Here is an 18,090-nt window from a genome sequence, read left to right as displayed (position 1 = left end):
ACGGCCCGACCGCGACGCGGTCGACCGCCCCCGTGACGAGCACGCCCTCGTCCGGGCACCCCTGCCGGGACGACGACACCGGCTCGCGAAGCGAGCGGAAGGAGACACACCGCTGTGATCACCCAGGATCAGCTCCGCAACCTCGTCGGAACCACCGCGTACGACCGCGACGGCGACAAGCTCGGCCGCATCGGCCAGGTCTACTACGACGACGAGACGACCGAGCCGAAGTGGATCACCGTGCACACCGGCCTGTTCGGGACGAAGGAGAACTTCGTGCCGGTGCAGGGTGCGGAGGCGGGTAGTGACCGCGTCACCGTCGCCTACGACAAGGCGACCATCAAGGACGCCCCGAACATCGACGAGGACGGCCACCTGTCGGTGGAGGAGGAGGAGCGCCTCTACCGGCACTACGGCCTGGACTACGGCGGCACCGGCCACCGGACGGGCACCGAGCGGACCGGCACCGACCGGACCGACCGGACCGACCGGGACCGGACCGACCGGACCGACACCGTCGGCCACGACACCTCCGGGCCCACCACGGACAACGCGATGACCCGCTCCGAGGAGCAGCTGCGGGTCGGCACAGAGAGCCAGGAGGCGGGCCGGGCCCGGCTGCGCAAGCACGTCGTGACCGAGCACCAGCAGGTGCAGGTGCCGGTCTCGCACGAGGAGCTGCGGGTGGAGCGCGAGCCCATCACCGAGGCCAACGCGGGTGCGGCGATGGACGGGCCGGCGATCTCCGAGGAGGAGCACGAGGTCACCCTGCACGCCGAGCGCCCCGTGGTGGACAAGGAGGCCGTGCCGGTCGAGCGCGTCCGGGTGGACACCGAGACCGTGCGCGACACCGAGACCGTCGGCGGCGAGGTCCGCAAGGAGGAGATCGAGGTCGACGACGCGGGCACGACCGGCCGCCGTCGCAGCTGACCCCGGACCTACCGCAGGGGGTTGACAGAACCTCCAGTGCGCGGTCCAATCTAGGTGTATCCGTACGAGAGGCATCGGTGCCGCAGGGACGGCAGAGGCGTCGACGACCCGGAGGTGATCGTCTGGTAGCCGGACAGATACGCGATCATCGATCAGCACGGTGAAACGACAGCGGGGCCCGGCCGTCAGGCCGGGCCCCGCTCGACGTGCGGGGGCGGGCAGGGCACGACGGAGGGGGTGCACGACGGACGGGCAGACGGAGCCCCGCGGCTTGTCGCGGCTCGACGACCAGGACTTCCCGGCGCTGACGATGGGGCAGGCCGCGGAGCTGCTGGGCGTGCAGCCCGCGTTCCTGCGCAGCCTCGACGCCGCCGGGGTGCTCACCCCGGGCCGCTCCGGCGGGGGCCACCGCCGGTACTCGCGCAACCAGCTGGAGCTGGTGGCGCGGATGCGGGCCCTGCTCGACGAGGGGCTGACCCTGGACGCCGCCGTCCGCGTGACGGGGCTGGAGGACGAGCTCGGCCGGGCGCGCACGCGCATCGCGGAGCTGGAGGCCGAGGTCGGGGCCGACGACGACGGGGCCGACGAGGCCGCCCGGTAGTAGTGCGCCCGCAACGCGACGAGCCCCGCCGGAGTCCGGCGGGGCTCGTCGTCGTCAGCTCGTCGTCAGCTCGTCCTCGTCAGGGGGGTCAGGCGCTGATCTCCTTGCGGTCGCCGTCGGCCTGCTCGATGGTGATCCGGCGCGGCTTCGCCCGCTCCGCGACCGGGATCCGCAGCGTCAGGACGCCGGCCTCGTAGGAGGCGCGGATGTGGTCGGCGTCGAGGGCGTCGCCCAGGAACAGCTGGCGGGAGAACGCACCCAGCGGCCGCTCGGCCACCTGCATCTCGACGTGGTCGCCCGTGGCGGCGGGGCGGCGCTCCGCCTTCACCGTGAGCACGTTGCGCTCGACGTCGAGCTCGACCGCGGAGGGGTCGACGCCCGGCAGGTCGAACGCGACGACGAACTCGTCACCCGACCGGTAGGCGTCCATCGGCATGGCGGTGGGTCGGGACCAGGTCCCCGTGGCGCCCCCGAGGACCTGCTGGGCGAGGCGGTCCATCTCCCGGAACGGGTCGGTACGCATGAGCATCGCGGCCACTCCTTCCGTGTCGACTCTGTGAGCGATGCACCCGGAGCGGACCTCCGCTCCGATACCTGCAATGGTAACTACAGCTTTCCTGGAGCGCAACACTCATCTTCGCGGCCGCGCAGCCGTCGCCCGAATTGCAGCAAGGCCACCTTGTGGACGATCCGTTGCGTGAAGGTGGCCTTGCTGCAACCGGGCAGGGCGGGCGATCAGGGACGCCGGTGCGCCACGGTGCGGCCCAGCAGCACGCCGAGCGCGATCATGCCGACGGCGAGGGCCAGGTGCAGCCAGTTGTCCGCGTCGTTGACCGGGACGAAGTTGGCGTCGCTGCCGTGGTCGATCAGCAGGCCGTAGATCCACAGCACCGCGTAGACGATGCCGCCGCCGATCAGGAAGCTGCGGGCGCCCGACGCGGTGCGGGCCAGTGCGATGCCGGCGATGCCGAAGGCCAGGTGCACGAGGTTGTGCAGGACCGACACGGCGAACACGCCGAGCAGCAGCGCGCCCGAGTTGTGGCCCGCGAACGACAGCTGGTCGTAGTTGCTCGTGATGCCGGGGATGAACCCCAGGATGCCGACCAGCAGGAACACGACGCCGACGGCGAGCGCGGCGGTCTGCACGGGATGACGGGTGGTGGTGTGACGGGTCTGTTCGTAGGAGGACATCGGTCCGCCTTTCGACGACGGGAACTGCACAGTGGACGCGAGGTACCCCTCTGCCCCTGGCCCACACGCGCCCCCCGGCGCGCGGACGTGACGCGCGCCATCGCCCCTTGCTCAGTTTCCGAACGCAACGCAGACTGGGTTGCACTGAACAACTGTGATGCGAGGAGGCACCATGCGGGACGCGGTGATCGTGGAGGCCGTCCGGACCCCGGTCGGCAAGGGACGGGCCGGCGGGGCCTACGCCGACGTCCACCCCGTCGAGCTGCACGCCCACGCGCTGCGCAGCGCGGTCGGCCGGCTGCCCGGCCTCGACCCGGCCGAGATCGACGACGTCATCGGCGGCGCGGTCGGCCAGGTCGGCGAGCAGAGCGGCAACACCACCCGCTTCGCGGCGCTCGCCGCAGGCTTCCCGGAGTCGGTGCCGGCCACGACCGTCGACCGGCAGTGCGGCAGCAGCCAGCAGGCGCTGTCCTTCGCGGCGCAGGGCGTGCTCGCGGGCGCCTACGACATCGTCGTCGCCTCGGGCGTCGAGTCGATGAGCCACGTGCCGATCGGCAGCTCCGCGGTCGTCGACGGCGTCCGCGCCGACGTCCACGGCCCGTCGATCGCGCGGCTCTACGAGGGCGGGCTGATCCCGCAGGGCGTCAGCGCCGAGCTGATCGCGCGGAAGTGGGACCTCTCCCGGGAGCAGCTCGACGAGTTCGCCGCGCAGAGCCACCGCCGCGCGGCGCGGGCGTGGGAGCAGGGCCACTTCGCCGGCCAGGTCGCGCCGCTCGACGTGACGCACGCCGACGGCTCGGTCACCCGGCTCGAGCGCGATGAGACCGTCCGCCCGTCCACGACCCCCGAGATCCTCGCCGGGCTCAAGCCGGCCTTCGCCGACGAGCGCTGGACCGAGCGGTTCGGCGACCTCGACTGGAAGGTCACCGCGGGCAACTCCAGCCCGATCAACGACGGCTCCGCGGCGCTCGTCGTCACGACCTCGGAGATCGCGGAGCGGCGGGGCTGGCGCCCGCGCGCCCGCATCCACACCACCACGGTCGTCGGCGACGACCCGGTGTTCATGCTGACCGGCATCATCCCGGCCACCGCGAAGGCCCTGGCCCGCGCGGGCCTGACGATCGACGACATCGACGCGTTCGAGGTCAACGAGGCCTTCTCCTCGGTCGTGCTGAGCTGGCTGGCCGAGACCGGCGCCGACCCGGCGAAGGTCAACGTCGACGGCGGCGCGATCGCCATCGGGCACCCGCTCGGGGCCAGCGGGGCGCGCCTGACCACCACCCTGCTCGGGGTGCTGGAGCGCACGGGCGGGCGCTACGGCCTGCAGACCATGTGCGAGGCCGGTGGCACCGCGAACGCCACGATCATCGAGCGGATCTGACGGCCCTCCTCGGACTTGCAGGAAAGCCACGTTCACGCAACCGGGTTGCAGGAACGTGGCTTTCCTGCGATGCGACGACGGGGGAGCTCGCTGCCGTCGGATTATCGTCGGACCGATGAGCGATGGCGAGGTGCCGGAGCCCGCCCCGCCGCGCCCGCGGTTCCTCGCCCGGACCCTCCGGTCGCTCGAGCACCCCAACTACCGCCGCTTCATGGCCGGGCACGCCGTGAGCATCATCGGCACCTGGATGCAGCGCATCGCGCAGGACTGGCTGGTCCTGGAGCTCACCGGCAGCCCCGTCGCCATCGGCACGGCCACCGCGCTGCAGTTCCTGCCGGTGCTGCTGCTCGGCATGTGGGGCGGCGTGCTGGCCGACCGGTTCGACCGGTGGAAGCTCATCGTCGGCACCCAGGTCGCGAGCGGGGTGCTGGCCGCGGTCCTGGCGGTCACGACGCTGCTCGGCGCCACCTCGATCACGCTCGTGTTCGTCATGGCCGCGCTGCTGGGGCTGGTCACCGTCGTCGACGGCCCGGCGCGCCAGGCGTTCATCACCGACCTCGTGCCGCCCGCGGACTACGTCAACGCGCAGGCCCTCAACTCCACGGTCCACAACTCCGGGCGCCTCATCGGCCCCGCGGTCGCCGGCCTCCTCATCGCGGCGGCGGGCGCCGGGCCGGCCTTCGCCGTCAACGCCGTCTCGTTCGTCGCCGTGCTCGTCGGGCTGCTCCGGATCGACCGCACGGCGTTGCACCGCACCACCCGCGTCGCCCGCGGCCCCGGCCAGGCGCGTGAGGGACTGCGCTACGCGTGGCGGCACCGCGAGCTGCGCGCCGCCCTGTTCCTGGTGGCCGTGGTCGGGGTCTTCGGCCAGAACTTCCGGGTGGTCCTGCCGGTGATGGCGACCGACGTGCTCGGCGGCGACGCGTCCACCTACGGCTGGCTGACGGCCGCCATGGGGCTGGGTGCCGTGCTCGGTGCGTTCGGGGCCGCGTCGAGCGAGCGGGTGACGGGCCGCGGCCTGCTCGCGTGGACGGTGGTGTTCGCCGCGGTGAACCTGGTGGCGGCCCTGGCCGGGCAGCTGACCGTCGCGCTGGCGGCGCTGTTCCTGGTCGGCGTCGCCAACATCCTGTTCAACACCCTGGCCCGCAGCCTGCTCCGGCTGCACAGCGCGCCCGAGGTGCAGGGCCGGGTCATGGCCCTGCACGGCCTGCTGTTCCTCGGCACGACCCCGATCGGCGCCCCGCTGCTGGGCTGGGTCTGCGACGTGGCGGGCGTGCCGTGGGCGTTCGTGGTGGCGGGGGGCACGGCCCTGCTCGCGGCGGGGGTGGCGGCGTGCCGCCTGCTGCGGCGGACGGTGCCGGCCTGACGGCCCTCCGCGGAGTTGCAGGAAAGCCACGTTCACGCAACCGGGTTGCAGGAACGTGGCTTTCCTGACGTCCGGGGGGCGGTACGTTCGGGCGGCGAGATACCCCCCGACCCGAGGAGCTAGCCCGAGTGGAACGCAGCGTGGCGATCACCGGCACCCGCAGCATCGGCGACGCCCCCGTCGACGGCCTGGCGGACGCCTTCGAGGCCTACCTCCGCCCCTTCGCCGACGCCTCGGCCCACTTCTACGTCGGCGGCGCATCCGGTGTGGACACCGCGGCCCTGCAGTGGCTGGCGGCGGGCACGACGGCCGCGCTGACCGTCGTGGTGCCGTGCCGGATCGTCGACCAGCCGGCGGGCTCGATCGAGGTCATCGACCGCCTGCGCGGCGAGGACCGCCTCGCCGACGTCGTCGAGATGGGGGCCACCCTGCTCGGCAAGGCGGCCTACCACGCCCGCAACCGGTGGATGGTCGACCACGCGGGGCTGGTCATCGGCTTCCCGCGCGGCGACGAGTCGAGCGGCGGCGGCACCTGGTACACGCTGGGCTACGCGGCCGAGCAGGGGAAGGCGCGCCTGGTGGTGCCGCTGTGAGCGGTCAGCCCGCCTCGTAGGGGTGGACCGCCGTGACGGTGCCGTCGAGCCCGGCCCGCACGTAGCCGGACTCGTTGAACTCGTTCGACGCGTAGACGCTGACGTACGGGCTGCCGCCGTTCTGGCCGATGATCAGGTAGCGGCTGGTGGGGTCGGCCACGGCGAGGCTCTCGCCGGCGCCCGCCACCAGCCCGAGGATCGCGTCGACCCGCACCGCAGCCAGGTCGACGAGCGGGTCGGACGCGGTGCGGGTGCCGGCGTTGGACGGCTCGTCGAAGCCGCCCCGGTACAGGAAGGACTGCGCGCGTCCCGGCGCGCCGGGGGCGGGCATCGTGATGACGGCGTACTCGGGGTAGACCACGGCCTCGGCGACCATCGCGGACCCGAACCGGCTCCCGACGGCGGCGACCAGCGCGGCGAACCCGTCGCGGCTGTGCAGGCCCTGCAGCCCGACCACCACCGGCGCCACGTCGTCGCCGGCCCCCGCGGTCGGGGAGCCCGAGGTCCCGCTCGCGTACCCGATCCCGAAGCCGGCGCCGAGGAACAGCAGGCTCGCCACCAGCCCGGTCGTGATCCGCCGCCGGCGTGAGGGCGACCCGGGCGGACGCGGGGTGCGCAGCGGCGGCAGCGCCTGCTCGACCTGCAGGTCGTCGGCCAGCGCCCGCAGCTCCCCGAGCGTCTTCGCGGCCATCGCCGCGGTCGTGCGGGCCCCGTGCTCGATCTTGTCGAGCTGACCGTCGGCGTACGCGGTGTCGAGCACCGCGCAGACGGCGCTGCGGTCGAGGTCGCGGGCACGGGTGGTCGGCGACTGCGCAGCGGGCACGGGCGGATCCTAGGGGGACCGTCGCGCCCGGGGATCCCGGTGGGGCACATCTGTGTGGGTGTCCGAGGGGGGACTTGAACCCCCACGCCCGTTGAAGGGCACTAGCACCTCAAGCTAGCGCGTCTGCCATTCCGCCACTCGGACCGTTCGCGGCCGGGGCCGCGCACTGGGGAAGACAATAACCGACGCCCCTCACGGCGTGCGGGCGGGGACCGGTGCGAGCGGCACCAGCACGCTGAACCGCGCGGGGCGGCGTCCGGCGAGCAGCAGGCGCCCGCCCTCGGCCTCGGCGAGGCTGCGGGCCAGGGCCAGCCCGATGCCGTGGCCGTCGGCCGCCTCGGAGCGCCGGGTGAACAGCTCCTGCTCCGACCCGGTGACGCCCGGGCCCCCGTCGGTGACGTCGACGGCCAGCGCGTCACCCGCGTCGCGGACGGTCACGGTGACCGCGCCGCCGCCGTGGCGCACCGCGTTGTCGAGCAGGACGCCGAGCACCTGGCGCAGCGCGGCGGTGGAGGCGGCGGCGACCGGCGGGTCGGCGGGCACGGTGACCAACAGGCTGCGGCCGGCGGCGGCGAGCGGACCGGTCCACTCGCGACGCACGCCGTCGAGCAGGGCGCCGAGGTCGAGGGCCTCGCCGGGGCGGTCGGTGTCGCGGGTGAGGGAGAGCAGGTCGTCGATGGTGCGCTCGAGGCGGTCGGCCCCGGCCATCGCGGTGACGACGACGGTGTGCAGGTTCTGCCCCGGCGTGTCCAGCGCGGCCTCGAGCCCGAGCCGCAGCCCGGCCAGGGGGGTGCGCAGCTGGTGGGAGGCGTCGGCGGAGAACGCGCGCTCGCGGGCCACGAGCCCGCCGATCCGGGCGGCGGCCCCGTTGAGGGCGGTGCCCACCTCGTCGATCTCCGGGATCCGCGAGGTCGGCGCGGAGGCGGTGAAGTCGCCCGCGCCGACGGTGCGCGCGGCGGCGGCCAGGTCCTCCAGCGGGCGCGCGAGGCGGGCGGCCAGGCGCCGCGACACCAGCCAGACCGCGCCGACGGCGACGAGCCCGCCCGCCGCCATCAGCGCGAGCGCGAGCGCGATCCGCAGGTAGGTCGGCGCCTGGGGGGCCGCGCCGCGCAGCGCGCCGACGACGCGGTCGCCGTCGTAGAGCGGCACGACGACGAGGAAGACCCCGGCGCCGTCGCCGTCGACGATGCCCTCGCCCGCCAGCACGTCCCCGACGGGCCCGTCCGCGACGGCCGGCCCGTCGCCGACGAGCCGCGCGCCGACGGCGTCGTAGAGGGTGAAGGTGACGCCGTCGACGGGGGGCAGCGCGGCGGGCGGCTCCCCGCGGGCGAACTCCGCGGTGAGGGACAGGGCGAGGGTGTCGGTGGCCTTGTCGAGCTCGGAGTGCTCGGCGTTCAGCATGTACATCGCCATCACCGCGGCCAGGGGGCCGCCGAACAGGGCGATGGTCAGGAGCGCGGCGACGACCGCCAGCCCGACGATCCGGTGTCGCATCGACCCATGATGGGTCAGCGCCGCCACGGGCGCGAGGAGCGGGCCAGCGCCTCCCGGACCAGGCGCCGGGGGCGGCGGGTGGCGAGCTCGGCCGCCCACGTGAGGCCGGGGAGCGGGTCGCGCACCGACAGCACCCCGGCGTCGCGGACGCCGCGGAACGTCGCCAGCACCTCGGGCACGGTGGTCAGGCCGTTCTGCAGGCGGAAGCGGACGGTCCGCAGGTCCTCCTCGGGCAGCCAGACCTTGCGGCCGGGCACCGGGCGCGGCTGGGCGTCCAGCGGCAGCCCGACCAGCGAGGCGTAGAGGCGCCACGGCCCGTCGGCGCCGCAGGCCTGCGACAGCCCGAAGTTGCCGGGGATCCGCACGTTGATCTCGATGAGGTGCAGCTCGCCGGTGACGGCGTGGCGCTTCATCTCGCACGAGGCGATGCCGACGAACCCGGTGTGCTCCAGCAGGCGCAGGTGGTGGGCGTGCGCCTCGGGGACGTCGAACGACTCCAGCATCGAGCCGACCCCGTAGTCGACGGGCCACTGCCGGATCTTGCGGCGGCCGTAGCGCAGCGCCACCTCGCCGGACGCCGTCCGCACCAGCACCGAGCCCTCCAGCGCCGTCTCCGGGCCGGGGACGAGCTCGGTCAGCACGACGTCGAGCCCCAGGCCGAGCAGGATGCCCACCTTCTCCTCCAGCTCCGCCTCCGAGTCGAGCCGGGTCGTGCCGAAGCCGGCCTTCTCCCGCGCGAGGTGGCCGAGCGTGGCCTTGAGGATGCAGGGGTAGGTGAGCGCGCCGCGCACGGCGTCGAGCTCGTCGCGGGTGGACACGAGGTGCATCCACGGTGTCCGCACGCCCGCCTCGGCGGCGAGCTCGTAGAGGCGGTGCTTGTCCATCAACCCGAGGTGCGCGCCGTCGGCGGACTCGAACGAGCGCAGCGCCGCGGGGATCGCGGCGCGGTGCTCGGACAGGTACGTCGTGGCCGCGTCGGAGGCCGAGAGCAGGACGCCGCCGCCGTCGTCGGCGAGGCGGCGCAGCTCGCTCGTCCACCGCTCGGGCGCGACGGCGGGGTCGGGCAGCACCGTCCCCGTGACGCACCGCGACCGCAGCGCGTGCGCGAACGCCGGGCTCGTCAGCAGGTGCACCGCGACCCCGCGGCGGGCGAGGACGCGCGCGATCGTCAGCGACCCGTCGTTGGGGTGCAGCACGATCAGGCGGGGCAGCGCGGCGCCACGGGTCGCCGGGCGGGGCGCGAGCCGGGTGACCGTCATGGGTCCAGGTTCGCTCACGCACGGTCAACGGACGGGCAACCGACGCCCACCGCGGCCCCAACTCTCGCCCGCCCGGCGCAGCCCCGTGCCCGGCTCCGGCTACCGTCCGCTGCCGGGCTGCTCCACCCGGAGGATCCCGAGCCGCCGGGTGGCGCGGGTGATCGACACGTAGAGGTCGGCCGGGTGGTGCGCCCGGATCCGCTCGGGTCGACGAGCACGACGACGTCGAACTCGAGGCCCTTCGCCGACACGGGCGAGTGCACCGGCACGGGCAGCGGGGGGAGCGCAGCCGGGTCGGGGGCGATCACGGCCAGCGTCCCGCGCCCCAGCCGAGCAGCCTCCTCGTCGACGGCCGTCCGGACGGCCGTACCCAGGTCGGCGACGGGCACCGTCCGCTCCCAGGGATTCTCCCCGGTCTCCCGCACCGACGCGGGCGGCCGGTGCTCCGGCGCGTACTCCGCCAGCACCCCGGCGGCCAGCGCCATGATCTCCGCGGGCGTCCGGTAGTTGACGGTGAGCGTCCGACGGGCCCAGCGGTCGCCGAGCACCGGGGCGAGCACGTCGGCCCAGGTGCGCGCCCCGGCGGGGGCGCTGCGCTGGGCGAGGTCGCCCACCGCGGTGACCGATCGCGTCGGGCAGCGGCGCAGCAGGACGTGCCAGTCCATCGCCGAGAGCTCCTGCGCCTCGTCGACGACGAGGTGCCCGTAGCGCCACTCGCGGTCGCCCGCGGCGCGCTCGGCGACGCCCGCGAGCCGCCCGGGCACCTGCCGCGCCGCGAGGACGTCGGCCGTGACGAAGTCGGTGGGGCGCAGCTCGTCGGGGTCCTCGCCGGCGAGGTTGCGGTCGGCCGACTCCAGGATGGCGAGCACCTCGGCGGCGTAGGCGCGCTCGTCGTCCTCGGTGCTCGCCGCGGGCGGCGCCGGTGGCGGGCCGAGCAGCTCGGCCAGCTCGTCGAGCAGGGGTGCGTCGGCGACCGTCCACGCCGCGCCCGCGGGCCGCAGCAGCCCGCGGCCGGCCCCCGCGGAGGCCAGCCGGTCGGGCGAGGAGAGCAGGTCGTCGAGCACCCGCTCCGGGGTCAGCACCGGCCAGAGCCGCTCGACGGCGTCGTGGAAGCCGGGGTCGCGGCGCAGGTCGTCGCGCAGCTCCCGGCGCAGCTCCTCGGTCACCTGCGCGGCCCCCGACGGCCCGACCTCCTCGCCCAGCTCCCGCAGGATCGCCGCGATCTCCGGCGGGTCCTCCAGGTCCGCCCCCAGCCGCTCGACGCCCTGCGCGACGAGCAGGGCGCCGAGCGCGTCGCGGAACGCCGCGCGGGCGGCGTGGTGGGTCGCCCCGGTGTCGCGGGCCCGGCGGCGGGCCTGCGCCGCGGTCGCGCGGTCGACCTCGACGGTGACGTCGTCCAGATCGATCGTGATCGGCGACGCCGGCAGCTCCTGGCGGTCGGCGACGGCGCGGCGCAGGACCTCCAGCACCGCGAGCGACCCCTTGGCGCGGGCCACGTCGTCGGGGTCGAGCGCGGTGGCGACGACGCCGTGCGCGAGCCGCCCGGGCGTCGTGAACACCACCGCCGACTCGCCCAGCGCGGGCAGCACGCCCCCGACGTAGGAGACGAAACCCGCGCTCGGGCCGACGACGAGCACGCCGCTGCGGGCGAGCCGCTCGCGGTAGGTGTAGAGCAGGTAGGCGACGCGGTGCAGCGCGACCGCGGTCTTGCCCGTGCCCGGGCCGCCCTCGATCACCACGACGCCCGGCAGCGGCAGCCGGATGATCTCGTCCTGCTCGGCCTGGATCGTGGTGACGATGTCGCGCATGGTCGACCCGCGCGGCGCCCGGAGCGCGGCGAGCAGTGCCGGGTCGGAGGCGGAACCGGTGTCGGCGCCGCTGTCGAGGACGTCGTCGTGGAAGTCGGCGACCCGTTCGGCGGGTGCGGTCCCGGCGATCTCGAAGTGGCGGCGCCGGACCACCCCGAGCGGCGTCGCCAGGGTCGCGCAGTAGAACGGGCGGGCCGCGGGCGCGCGCCAGTCGACCTGCGCGCTGCCGGTGCCGTCGACGCCGTCCGCGTCGGTGCCGTCCGGGTCGGTGAGCCCGGTGCGCCCGACGTAGCTCGTCGCCCCGTCGGTGTGGTCGAGCCGCCCGAAGCACAGCCCCGAGCGGGCCGCGCGCAGCGCCGACACCCGCTCCGACCAGCGGTGCGCCGACACGTCGCGCTCCCAGCGGGCGCTCAGCTCGCCGCCCGCGCGCTCGGCCAGGACGCCGCGGGCGCGGTCGGAGGCGGCCGCCGTCTCCGCGGCGAGCAGCGCGTGGAGCCGGTGGAGCACGGCCGTCTCGGCGTCGCGCTCCTGCTCGTAGGACGGCCCGGCGGCGGTGTTATCCTGGAGGTGTAGAACGGTGGAATCGTTTTCTGCCTGCATTCACAAGAATAGCGCCGGGAATGCATTCCGGCTAGGTCGGCGGGTCCAACCGGTAGCCGTGGCCGCGCAGCGTGACGATCTCCGGCAGGCCCCGCGCCCCCGTCGCGCCCAGGTGCCGGCGCAGTGCCGCGATGTGCATGTCGAGCGTCTTCGTCGAGCCGAACCAGTTGACGTCCCACACGTCGCTCATCAGGGTCTCCCGGCTGACGGCGTGCCCGGCGTCGGCGGCGAGCCGGGCGAGCAGGTCGAACTCCCTGGCGCGCAGCGACACCTCCGCGCCCGCCACCGTGACGCGGCGGCCCGCGAGGTCGAGGAACAGCGCGCCGAGCTCGACGGTGCCCCGCGACGACGACGCCGGTCCGCCGCGGCGCAGGTGCGCGCGGATGCGGGCGCGGAGCTCGTCGAGGCGCAGGGGCTTGGTGAGGTAGTCGTCGGCGCCCGCCTCCAGCCCGACGACGACGTCCATCTCGTCGGTGCGCGCGGTCAGCACCACGAGCACGGCGCCGGGCAGCTGCACGCGCAGGCGGCGGCAGACCTCGACGCCGTCGAGGTCGGGGAGGCCGAGGTCGAGCAGCACCAGGTCGGGGTCGTGCCCGGCGGCCGCGGCCAGCGCGCCGCGGCCGGTGCGCGTCCAGGACACCTCGTGGCCGTGGGCCCGCAGGCTGGAGTCCAGCACCGTGCCGATGGTCTCGTCGTCCTCCACCACGAGCAGCCGGGCCATGCCGCGAGCGTACGGCCGTGATGCGGGTGCGGTGGGCGGTCGGGGTGCGGTGGTAGGAAGTCCGCGTGACCAACTCCGCCGTCGACGAGGTCGTCGAGCTCTGTTCCGACCTCATCCGGATCGACACCACCAACACCGGCGACCCCGACACCGTCACCGGCGAGCGCGAGGCCGCCGAGTACGTGGCCGCCAAGCTCGCCGAGGTGGGCTTCGAGACCGAGGTGGTCGAGTCCGGGGCGCCGCGGCGCGACAACGTGTTCTGCCGCCTGCCCGGGGCCGACCCCTCCCGCGGCGCGCTGCTGGTCCACGGCCACCTCGACGTCGTGCCCGCCGAGCCGTCGGAGTGGTCGGTGCACCCGTTCTCCGGGGCGGTGCAGGACGGCTACGTGTGGGGGCGCGGCGCCGTCGACATGAAGGACATGGTGGCGATGACGATCGCCGTCGCCCGCCGCTTCAAGCGGGAGGGCGTGGTGCCCCCGCGCGACATCGTGTTCGCCTTCCTCGCCGACGAGGAGGCCGGCGGCGCGTACGGGTCGCACTGGCTCACCGAGCACCGGCCCGACCTGTTCGAGGGCTGCACCGAGGCCGTCGGCGAGGTGGGCGGGTTCTCCCTCACCCTCGCCGAGGACCGCCGCGTCTACCTCATCGAGGCGGCCGAGAAGGGCATCGCCTGGATGCGGCTGCAGGCGAAGGGGAAGCCGGGGCACGGGTCGTTCCTGCACGACGACAACGCCGTCACGAAGGTGGCCGAGGCGGTCGCGCGGCTGGGCAACCACACGTTCCCGCTGACGATCACCGACACGGTCCGGGCGTTCCTCGAGCAGATGTCCGAGCTCACCGGGCTGGAGTTCCCCGAGGACGACCTGGAGGGCTCGCTCGCCAAGCTCGGGCCGCTCTCGCGGATCGTGGGCGCCACCATCCGCGACACGGCCAACCCCACGATGCTCAAGGCCGGCTACAAGGCCAACGTCATCCCCTCCACGGCCGAGGCGGTCGTCGACTGCCGGGTGCTGCCGGGGCGCCAGGAGGCGTTCCTGCGCGAGGTCGACGAGCTGCTGGGCCCGGACGTCACGCGCAGCTGGGTCACCGACCTGCCGCCCGTCGAGACCCCGTTCGGCGGCCCGCTCACCGACGCGATGGCCGCCGCGCTGCGCACCGAGGACCCGACGGCGGCCACCGTGCCGTACATGCTCTCCGGCGGCACCGACGCCAAGGCCTTCGCCGAGCTGGGCATGGCCTGCTTCGGCTTCGCCCCGCTGCGGCTGCCCCCGGACCTCGACTTCGCGTCGCTGTTCCACGGCATCGACGAGCGCGTCCCGGTCGACGCGCTCGAGTTCGGCACCCGCGTACTCGACACCTTCCTGAGGAACTCGTGATGGATCTCAACGGCAAGAGCGCGCTGGTCACCGGCGGGGCGTCGGGCATCGGGGCGGCGGTGGCGCGGCGGCTCACCGCGGCCGGCGTCGGGGTGGCGGTGGTCGACCGCGACGAGGCGCGCGCCCGCGAGCTCGTCGCGGAGATCGGCGGGCTCGCCGTGCCCGCCGACGTCACCGACCCCGAGGTGATCGGCCGCGTCGTGGAGGAGGTGGAGGACCACTTCGGCGGCCTCGACATCGCCTTCCTCAACGCGGGCACCACCGCGGGCCAGTCCGGCATCGAGCACCTCGACGTCGAGGCCTACCGCAAGATCATGGGCGTCAACGTCGACCACGTGGTGTTCGGCCTGGCCGCCGCGGTGCCGGCACTGCGCCGCAGCGGCGGCGGCACGATCATCGCGACGTCGTCGCTGGCCGGCCTGGTGCCGATGCCCGGCGACCCGATCTACACGCTCACCAAGCACGCCGTCGTCGGCTACGTCCGGTCGGTCGCGCCCACGCTGGCCGGCGAGGGCATCCGCGTCGCCGCGCTGTGCCCCGGGTTCGCCGACACCCCGCTGATCGCGCACGCGAAGGACCAGTTCGGCGACTTCCCGCTGCTCACGGCCGACGACGTCGCCGACGCCGTGGAGGCGATCCTCGACCGCGCGGAGGCCGGCGAGTGCTGGTTCGTCCAGCCCGGCCGCGAGCCCGCGCCCTACGGCTTCCGCGGGGTGCCCGGTCCGAAGGGCGCCGGCGCGCCGCCCGCCGTCACGTGGGAGGACCACCGGTGAAGGGCTGGCAGGTCTCACGCCTGGGCAACCCGTCGGACGTCCTGGAGTTCGGCGAGCTGCCCGACCCGGAGCCCGGGCCGGGGCAGGTGCTCGTGCGCGTGCACGCCGTGGCCTGCAACTTCCCCGACATCCTCGTGTGCCAGGGGAAGTACCAGGAGCGCCCGGAGCTGCCGTTCACGCCCGGGCTGGAGATCGCGGGCGAGGTCGTCGCGGCGGGGGAGGGGGCGCGTGCCGCGGTCGGCGACCGCGTCCTCGGCACCCCACCGGTCGGCCGCGGCGGGTACGCCGAGCTGGCCGTCCTCGACGCGGCGTCGACGATGGCGTGGCCCGAGGGGATGACGGCCGGGCAGGCCGCCGGGCTGTTCGTCACCTACCAGACGGGCGTCTGCGCGCTGGTGCAGCGCGGGCGGCTGCGGGCGGGGGAGACCCTGCTGGTGCACGCGGCGGCCGGCGGCGTCGGCAGTGCGGCGGTGCAGATCGGGAAGGCGCTGGGCGCCCGCGTCATCGGCACCGCGGGCGGCCCGGCGAAGTGCGACGTGGTGCGCGGTCTGGGGGCCGACGACGTCGTCGACTACGCGTCCGAGGACGTCGTCGCGCGCGTCAAGGAGCTGACGGGGGGCCGCGGGGCCGACGTGGTCTTCGACCCGGTCGGCGGCGACATCTTCGACCTCTCGCGCCGGGTCGTCGCGTTCGAGGGCCGGATCCTGGTCATCGGGTTCGCGGGCGGGCGCATCGCCGACGCCCCCACCAACCACGTCCTGGTCAAGAACTACGAGGTCGTGGGCGTGCACTGGGGCTTCTACCGCACGATGGCCCCGGAGCGGATCGACGAGTGGCAGGGCGTCATCGAGGACCTCTGGGCGCGCCGCGCGATCGACCCGCTGGTCAGCGCGGAGCTGCCGCTGGACCAGGCGCCCGAGGCGCTGCGGCTGCTGGGCTCGCGGGGGACCACGGGGAAGGTCGTGCTAGTACCGGCCTAGAAGGAGATCTCGGGGAGCATCCGGTTGCTGCGCTTGCGGCGCAGGGTCACCTTGCGCACGCCGCCGGGGTAGAGCCGGACGCGGGACAGCTCCCAGCCCCCGAACTCCGCCTGGATAGCGAGCCGCACCGCCGCCGTCACCCGGGAGACGTCCCCGGGGATGTCGATCGGGCGGTACTCCCACTCCCCGTCGACCGCGTCCCCCTCGACGTCGGTGGTGGTCGTGCTCCGGGCCACCGGCACCTCCGCAGTTCGCCGCGCCGCACCGAGCGGCGACTGGCCCCACACGATAGGCGCGGCGCGGACGCGGTGCCAGGTCCCTCGGCGACCCCTGCGGCCGGACCAGTTCAGCCGGGCGTGCTCACGTCGTCGAGGGCGGCGCGGATCTCCGCGGGCAGCGTCACCGACTCCGTGGCCATCGACGCGGCGAGCTGCGCGGCGTCGCGGGCCCCGACCACCGCCGAGGCGACGCCCGGCAGGTCGCGCACCCACGCCAGCGCGACGGCGAGCGGCGAGGTCCCCAGCCCGTCGGCGGCGGTGAGCACGGCCTGCACGATCCGCGCGGAGCGCTCGTTGCGCCGCGCCTCGACGTAGGGGGCGAGCGTCGCCGAGGCGCCGCGCGAGTCGGCGGGAGTGCCGTCGGCGTACTTGCCGGTGAGCACCCCGCGCCCGAGCGGCGCCCAGGCCAGCAGCCCGACGCCGTGGTGCACCGCGGCCGGCACGAGCTCGGCCTCGACGTCGCGGGCCAGCAGCGAGTACTCGACCTGCGCCGACACCGGCACCGTGATCGCGCCCAGCGCGCGCCCCCGCTCGGCGACCGTGGCGAGCTGCCAGCCGCGCGGCGCGACGAGCCCGGCGTAGCGGGCCTTGCCCGACAGGACGGCGACCTGCACCGCCGAGAGCGTCTCGTCGAGCGGCACGGTGGCGTCCCAGGCCGGGAGCTGCCAGAGGTCCAGGTGGTCGGTGCCCAGGCGCTTGAGGGTGGCGTCCAGGCCGGTGAGCAGGGCGCCGCGGGCGGCGCTGTCGCCGAGCGGGCCGCCGGGCAGCGTCGCGCGCCCGGCGATCACGAGGTACTCGCGCGGCACCGACGCCGCGAGCACGGCGCCGAGCGTCTCCTGCGCGAGGCCGTCGCCGTAGCCGTCGGCGGTCTCGACCAGCGAGCCGCCGGCGTCGACGAACGCGGTGAGCTGCGCGGTCGCGGCCTCGAGGTCGGTGTCGGCGCCCCAGGTCAGGGTGCCCAGGCCGATGCGCGAGACCTCCAGCCCGCTGCTGCCCACCCGTCGCCTCTGCACGGCGGGGAGCCTACGGCGGGGTCGATCACCGGCCCCAGTACGGTCGCTCGACGTGACGTGGCTCGAAGTTCTCGTACTCGGACTGGTGCAGGGGTTGACGGAGTTCCTCCCGATCTCCTCGTCCGCCCACCTGCGGATCACGTCCGAGGTGTTCTTCGGCCGCGACGCGGGCGCCGCGTTCACCGCGGTGACGCAGCTCGGCACGGAGCTCGCCGTGGTCGTCTACTTCGCCAAGGACATCGGGCACCTGGTCGCGGTGTGGTGGCGGGGCTTCTCGACGCCGATGGTGCGGATCACCGACGACTACAAGATCGCCTGGCTGGTGATCATCGGCACCATCCCGATCGCCGTGCTGGGGCTGCTGTTCGAGGACCAGATCCAGACCGTGGGCCGCAACCTCTGGCTGGTGGCGACGACGCTGATCGTCTTCGGCCTGCTGCTGGGGCTCGCCGAGCGCGTCGGCCGCCAGCAGATCGAGCTGCGCAAGATCACCCCGAAGGACGGGATCCTGCTCGGGTTCGCGCAGGCCATGGCGCTGATCCCGGGCGTCTCGCGCTCCGGCGGCACGATCACCGCCGGCCTGTTCCTGGGCATGACACGTCCCGCGATCGTCCGCTACTCGTTCCTGCTGGCCATCCCGTCGGTGTTCGCGGCGGGCCTGTTCCAGCTGCCCGACGTGTTCGCCGGCGACGGGCCGAGCGTGCTGCAGATGATCGTCGCGACCGTCATCGCGTTCGGCGTCGGCTACGCGACGATCGCCTGGCTGCTGCGCTACGTCGAGGGCCACAGCGTCTACGTCTTCGTCTGGTACCGCGTGGGCCTGGGGCTGCTGCTGCTCGCGGCGCTGAGCACCGGCCGCCTCGCGGCGACCTGAGCGCCCGGGCACCTGAGCGCCCGGCCCCC

18 protein-coding genes and 1 tRNA gene are annotated in these 18,090 nt (G+C 74.7%); 9 read left to right on the top strand and 10 right to left on the bottom strand.

The annotated features are described in order from the left end of the window. Window positions 1-114 precede the first annotated feature (114 nt). Together HOP40_RS00890 and HOP40_RS00885 are read left to right on the top strand one after the other, a co-directional pair. Window positions 115-930, top strand: coding sequence for a DUF2382 domain-containing protein (locus tag HOP40_RS00890; protein ID WP_172153942.1), 816 nt, complete (start codon window positions 115-117; stop codon window positions 928-930). A gap of 271 nt (window positions 931-1,201) precedes the next feature. Further along, window positions 1,202-1,531 carry a helix-turn-helix domain-containing protein gene (locus tag HOP40_RS00885; RefSeq protein WP_420821779.1) on the top strand — a complete coding sequence of 110 codons (330 nt, stop codon included), beginning with the start codon at window positions 1,202-1,204 and terminating at the stop codon, window positions 1,529-1,531. 88 nt (window positions 1,532-1,619) lie between these two features. On the opposite strand, the gene HOP40_RS00880 is transcribed toward HOP40_RS00885, so the two are convergent. Together HOP40_RS00880 and HOP40_RS00875 are read right to left on the bottom strand one after the other, a co-directional pair. Next, window positions 1,620-2,060: an Hsp20/alpha crystallin family protein gene (locus HOP40_RS00880; protein ID WP_172153941.1), complete on the bottom strand. Its 441-nt coding sequence runs from the start codon at window positions 2,058-2,060 to the stop codon at window positions 1,620-1,622. Window positions 2,061-2,266: 206 nt separating this feature from the next. Beyond that, on the bottom strand, window positions 2,267-2,722 hold the full coding sequence (locus HOP40_RS00875) for a DUF4383 domain-containing protein (protein ID WP_172153940.1): 456 nt from the start codon (window positions 2,720-2,722) through the stop codon (window positions 2,267-2,269). A gap of 172 nt (window positions 2,723-2,894) precedes the next feature. On the opposite strand from HOP40_RS00875, the gene HOP40_RS00870 reads away from it, so the two are divergent. From HOP40_RS00870 to HOP40_RS00860, 3 genes are all read left to right on the top strand, one after another. Beyond that, window positions 2,895-4,103 (top strand): thiolase family protein, encoded by a 1,209-nt coding sequence (locus tag HOP40_RS00870; RefSeq protein ID WP_172153939.1) that lies wholly within the window; start codon window positions 2,895-2,897, stop codon window positions 4,101-4,103. A gap of 115 nt (window positions 4,104-4,218) precedes the next feature. After that, the gene (locus tag HOP40_RS00865) at window positions 4,219-5,469 is read left to right on the top strand and encodes an MFS transporter (protein WP_172153938.1); all 1,251 of its coding nucleotides are present in this window, start codon (window positions 4,219-4,221) and stop codon (window positions 5,467-5,469) included. A gap of 128 nt (window positions 5,470-5,597) precedes the next feature. Beyond that, window positions 5,598-6,062, top strand: a complete 465-nt coding sequence (locus HOP40_RS00860) for a hypothetical protein (protein ID WP_172153937.1) — start codon at window positions 5,598-5,600, stop codon at window positions 6,060-6,062. A gap of 4 nt (window positions 6,063-6,066) precedes the next feature. Here HOP40_RS00860 and HOP40_RS00855 read toward each other — a convergent pair whose 3' ends face one another. The 6 genes from HOP40_RS00855 to HOP40_RS00830 form a co-directional block, all read right to left on the bottom strand. Next, window positions 6,067-6,885, bottom strand: a complete 819-nt coding sequence (locus tag HOP40_RS00855; protein ID WP_172153936.1) for a DUF1707 SHOCT-like domain-containing protein — start codon at window positions 6,883-6,885, stop codon at window positions 6,067-6,069. 59 nt (window positions 6,886-6,944) lie between these two features. Beyond that, window positions 6,945-7,029, bottom strand: a tRNA-Leu gene (locus HOP40_RS00850). 48 nt (window positions 7,030-7,077) lie between these two features. Further along, the gene (locus tag HOP40_RS00845) at window positions 7,078-8,379 is read right to left on the bottom strand and encodes a sensor histidine kinase (protein WP_172153935.1); all 1,302 of its coding nucleotides are present in this window, start codon (window positions 8,377-8,379) and stop codon (window positions 7,078-7,080) included. A 14-nt stretch (window positions 8,380-8,393) separates the two neighbouring features. Then, window positions 8,394-9,638: a carboxylate--amine ligase gene (locus HOP40_RS00840; RefSeq protein WP_172153934.1), complete on the bottom strand. Its 1,245-nt coding sequence runs from the start codon at window positions 9,636-9,638 to the stop codon at window positions 8,394-8,396. A gap of 14 nt (window positions 9,639-9,652) precedes the next feature. Beyond that, window positions 9,653-12,046 carry a helicase domain-containing protein gene (locus tag HOP40_RS00835; RefSeq protein ID WP_240157446.1) on the bottom strand — a complete coding sequence of 798 codons (2,394 nt, stop codon included), beginning with the start codon at window positions 12,044-12,046 and terminating at the stop codon, window positions 9,653-9,655. Between the two features lie 31 nt (window positions 12,047-12,077). Further along, window positions 12,078-12,767: a response regulator transcription factor gene (locus HOP40_RS00830; RefSeq protein WP_172153933.1), complete on the bottom strand. Its 690-nt coding sequence runs from the start codon at window positions 12,765-12,767 to the stop codon at window positions 12,078-12,080. A gap of 65 nt (window positions 12,768-12,832) precedes the next feature. Here HOP40_RS00830 and HOP40_RS00825 point away from each other — a divergent pair, with 65 nt between their 5' ends. From HOP40_RS00825 to HOP40_RS00815, 3 genes are read left to right on the top strand one after another with little or no spacing between them, the layout of a single operon-like run. Further along, on the top strand, window positions 12,833-14,143 hold the full coding sequence (locus tag HOP40_RS00825) for a M20/M25/M40 family metallo-hydrolase (protein WP_172153932.1): 1,311 nt from the start codon (window positions 12,833-12,835) through the stop codon (window positions 14,141-14,143). Next, a complete protein-coding gene (locus tag HOP40_RS00820; protein WP_172153931.1) occupies window positions 14,143-14,916 on the top strand; it encodes an SDR family oxidoreductase in 774 nt (257 codons plus the stop codon). Before HOP40_RS00825 ends, HOP40_RS00820 begins: the two co-directional genes overlap by 1 nt. Next, window positions 14,913-15,896 carry an NADPH:quinone oxidoreductase family protein gene (locus HOP40_RS00815; protein ID WP_172153930.1) on the top strand — a complete coding sequence of 328 codons (984 nt, stop codon included), beginning with the start codon at window positions 14,913-14,915 and terminating at the stop codon, window positions 15,894-15,896. The genes HOP40_RS00820 and HOP40_RS00815 overlap by 4 nt, the downstream gene beginning before the upstream one ends. Here HOP40_RS00815 and HOP40_RS00810 read toward each other — a convergent pair. Continuing rightward, window positions 15,893-16,132 (bottom strand): DUF5703 family protein, encoded by a 240-nt coding sequence (locus tag HOP40_RS00810; RefSeq protein ID WP_172153929.1) that lies wholly within the window; start codon window positions 16,130-16,132, stop codon window positions 15,893-15,895. The two genes, HOP40_RS00815 and HOP40_RS00810, sit on opposite strands and share 4 nt — an antisense overlap. 110 nt (window positions 16,133-16,242) lie before the next feature. Then, window positions 16,243-17,187, bottom strand: coding sequence for an aldo/keto reductase (locus HOP40_RS00805; protein WP_172153928.1), 945 nt, complete (start codon window positions 17,185-17,187; stop codon window positions 16,243-16,245). 52 nt (window positions 17,188-17,239) lie between these two features. On the opposite strand from HOP40_RS00805, the gene HOP40_RS00800 reads away from it, so the two are divergent. Then, window positions 17,240-18,061 carry an undecaprenyl-diphosphate phosphatase gene (locus HOP40_RS00800; RefSeq protein ID WP_172153927.1) on the top strand — a complete coding sequence of 274 codons (822 nt, stop codon included), beginning with the start codon at window positions 17,240-17,242 and terminating at the stop codon, window positions 18,059-18,061. The last annotated feature ends 29 nt before the right edge of the window (window positions 18,062-18,090 follow it).

Origin of the sequence: Pseudonocardia broussonetiae (assembly GCF_013155125.1) — a bacterium.
Taxonomy (GTDB): domain Bacteria; phylum Actinomycetota; class Actinomycetes; order Mycobacteriales; family Pseudonocardiaceae; genus Pseudonocardia; species Pseudonocardia broussonetiae.
Note: the sequence above shows the minus strand (reverse complement) of the source record. Positions and strands in the feature narration are given on the sequence as shown.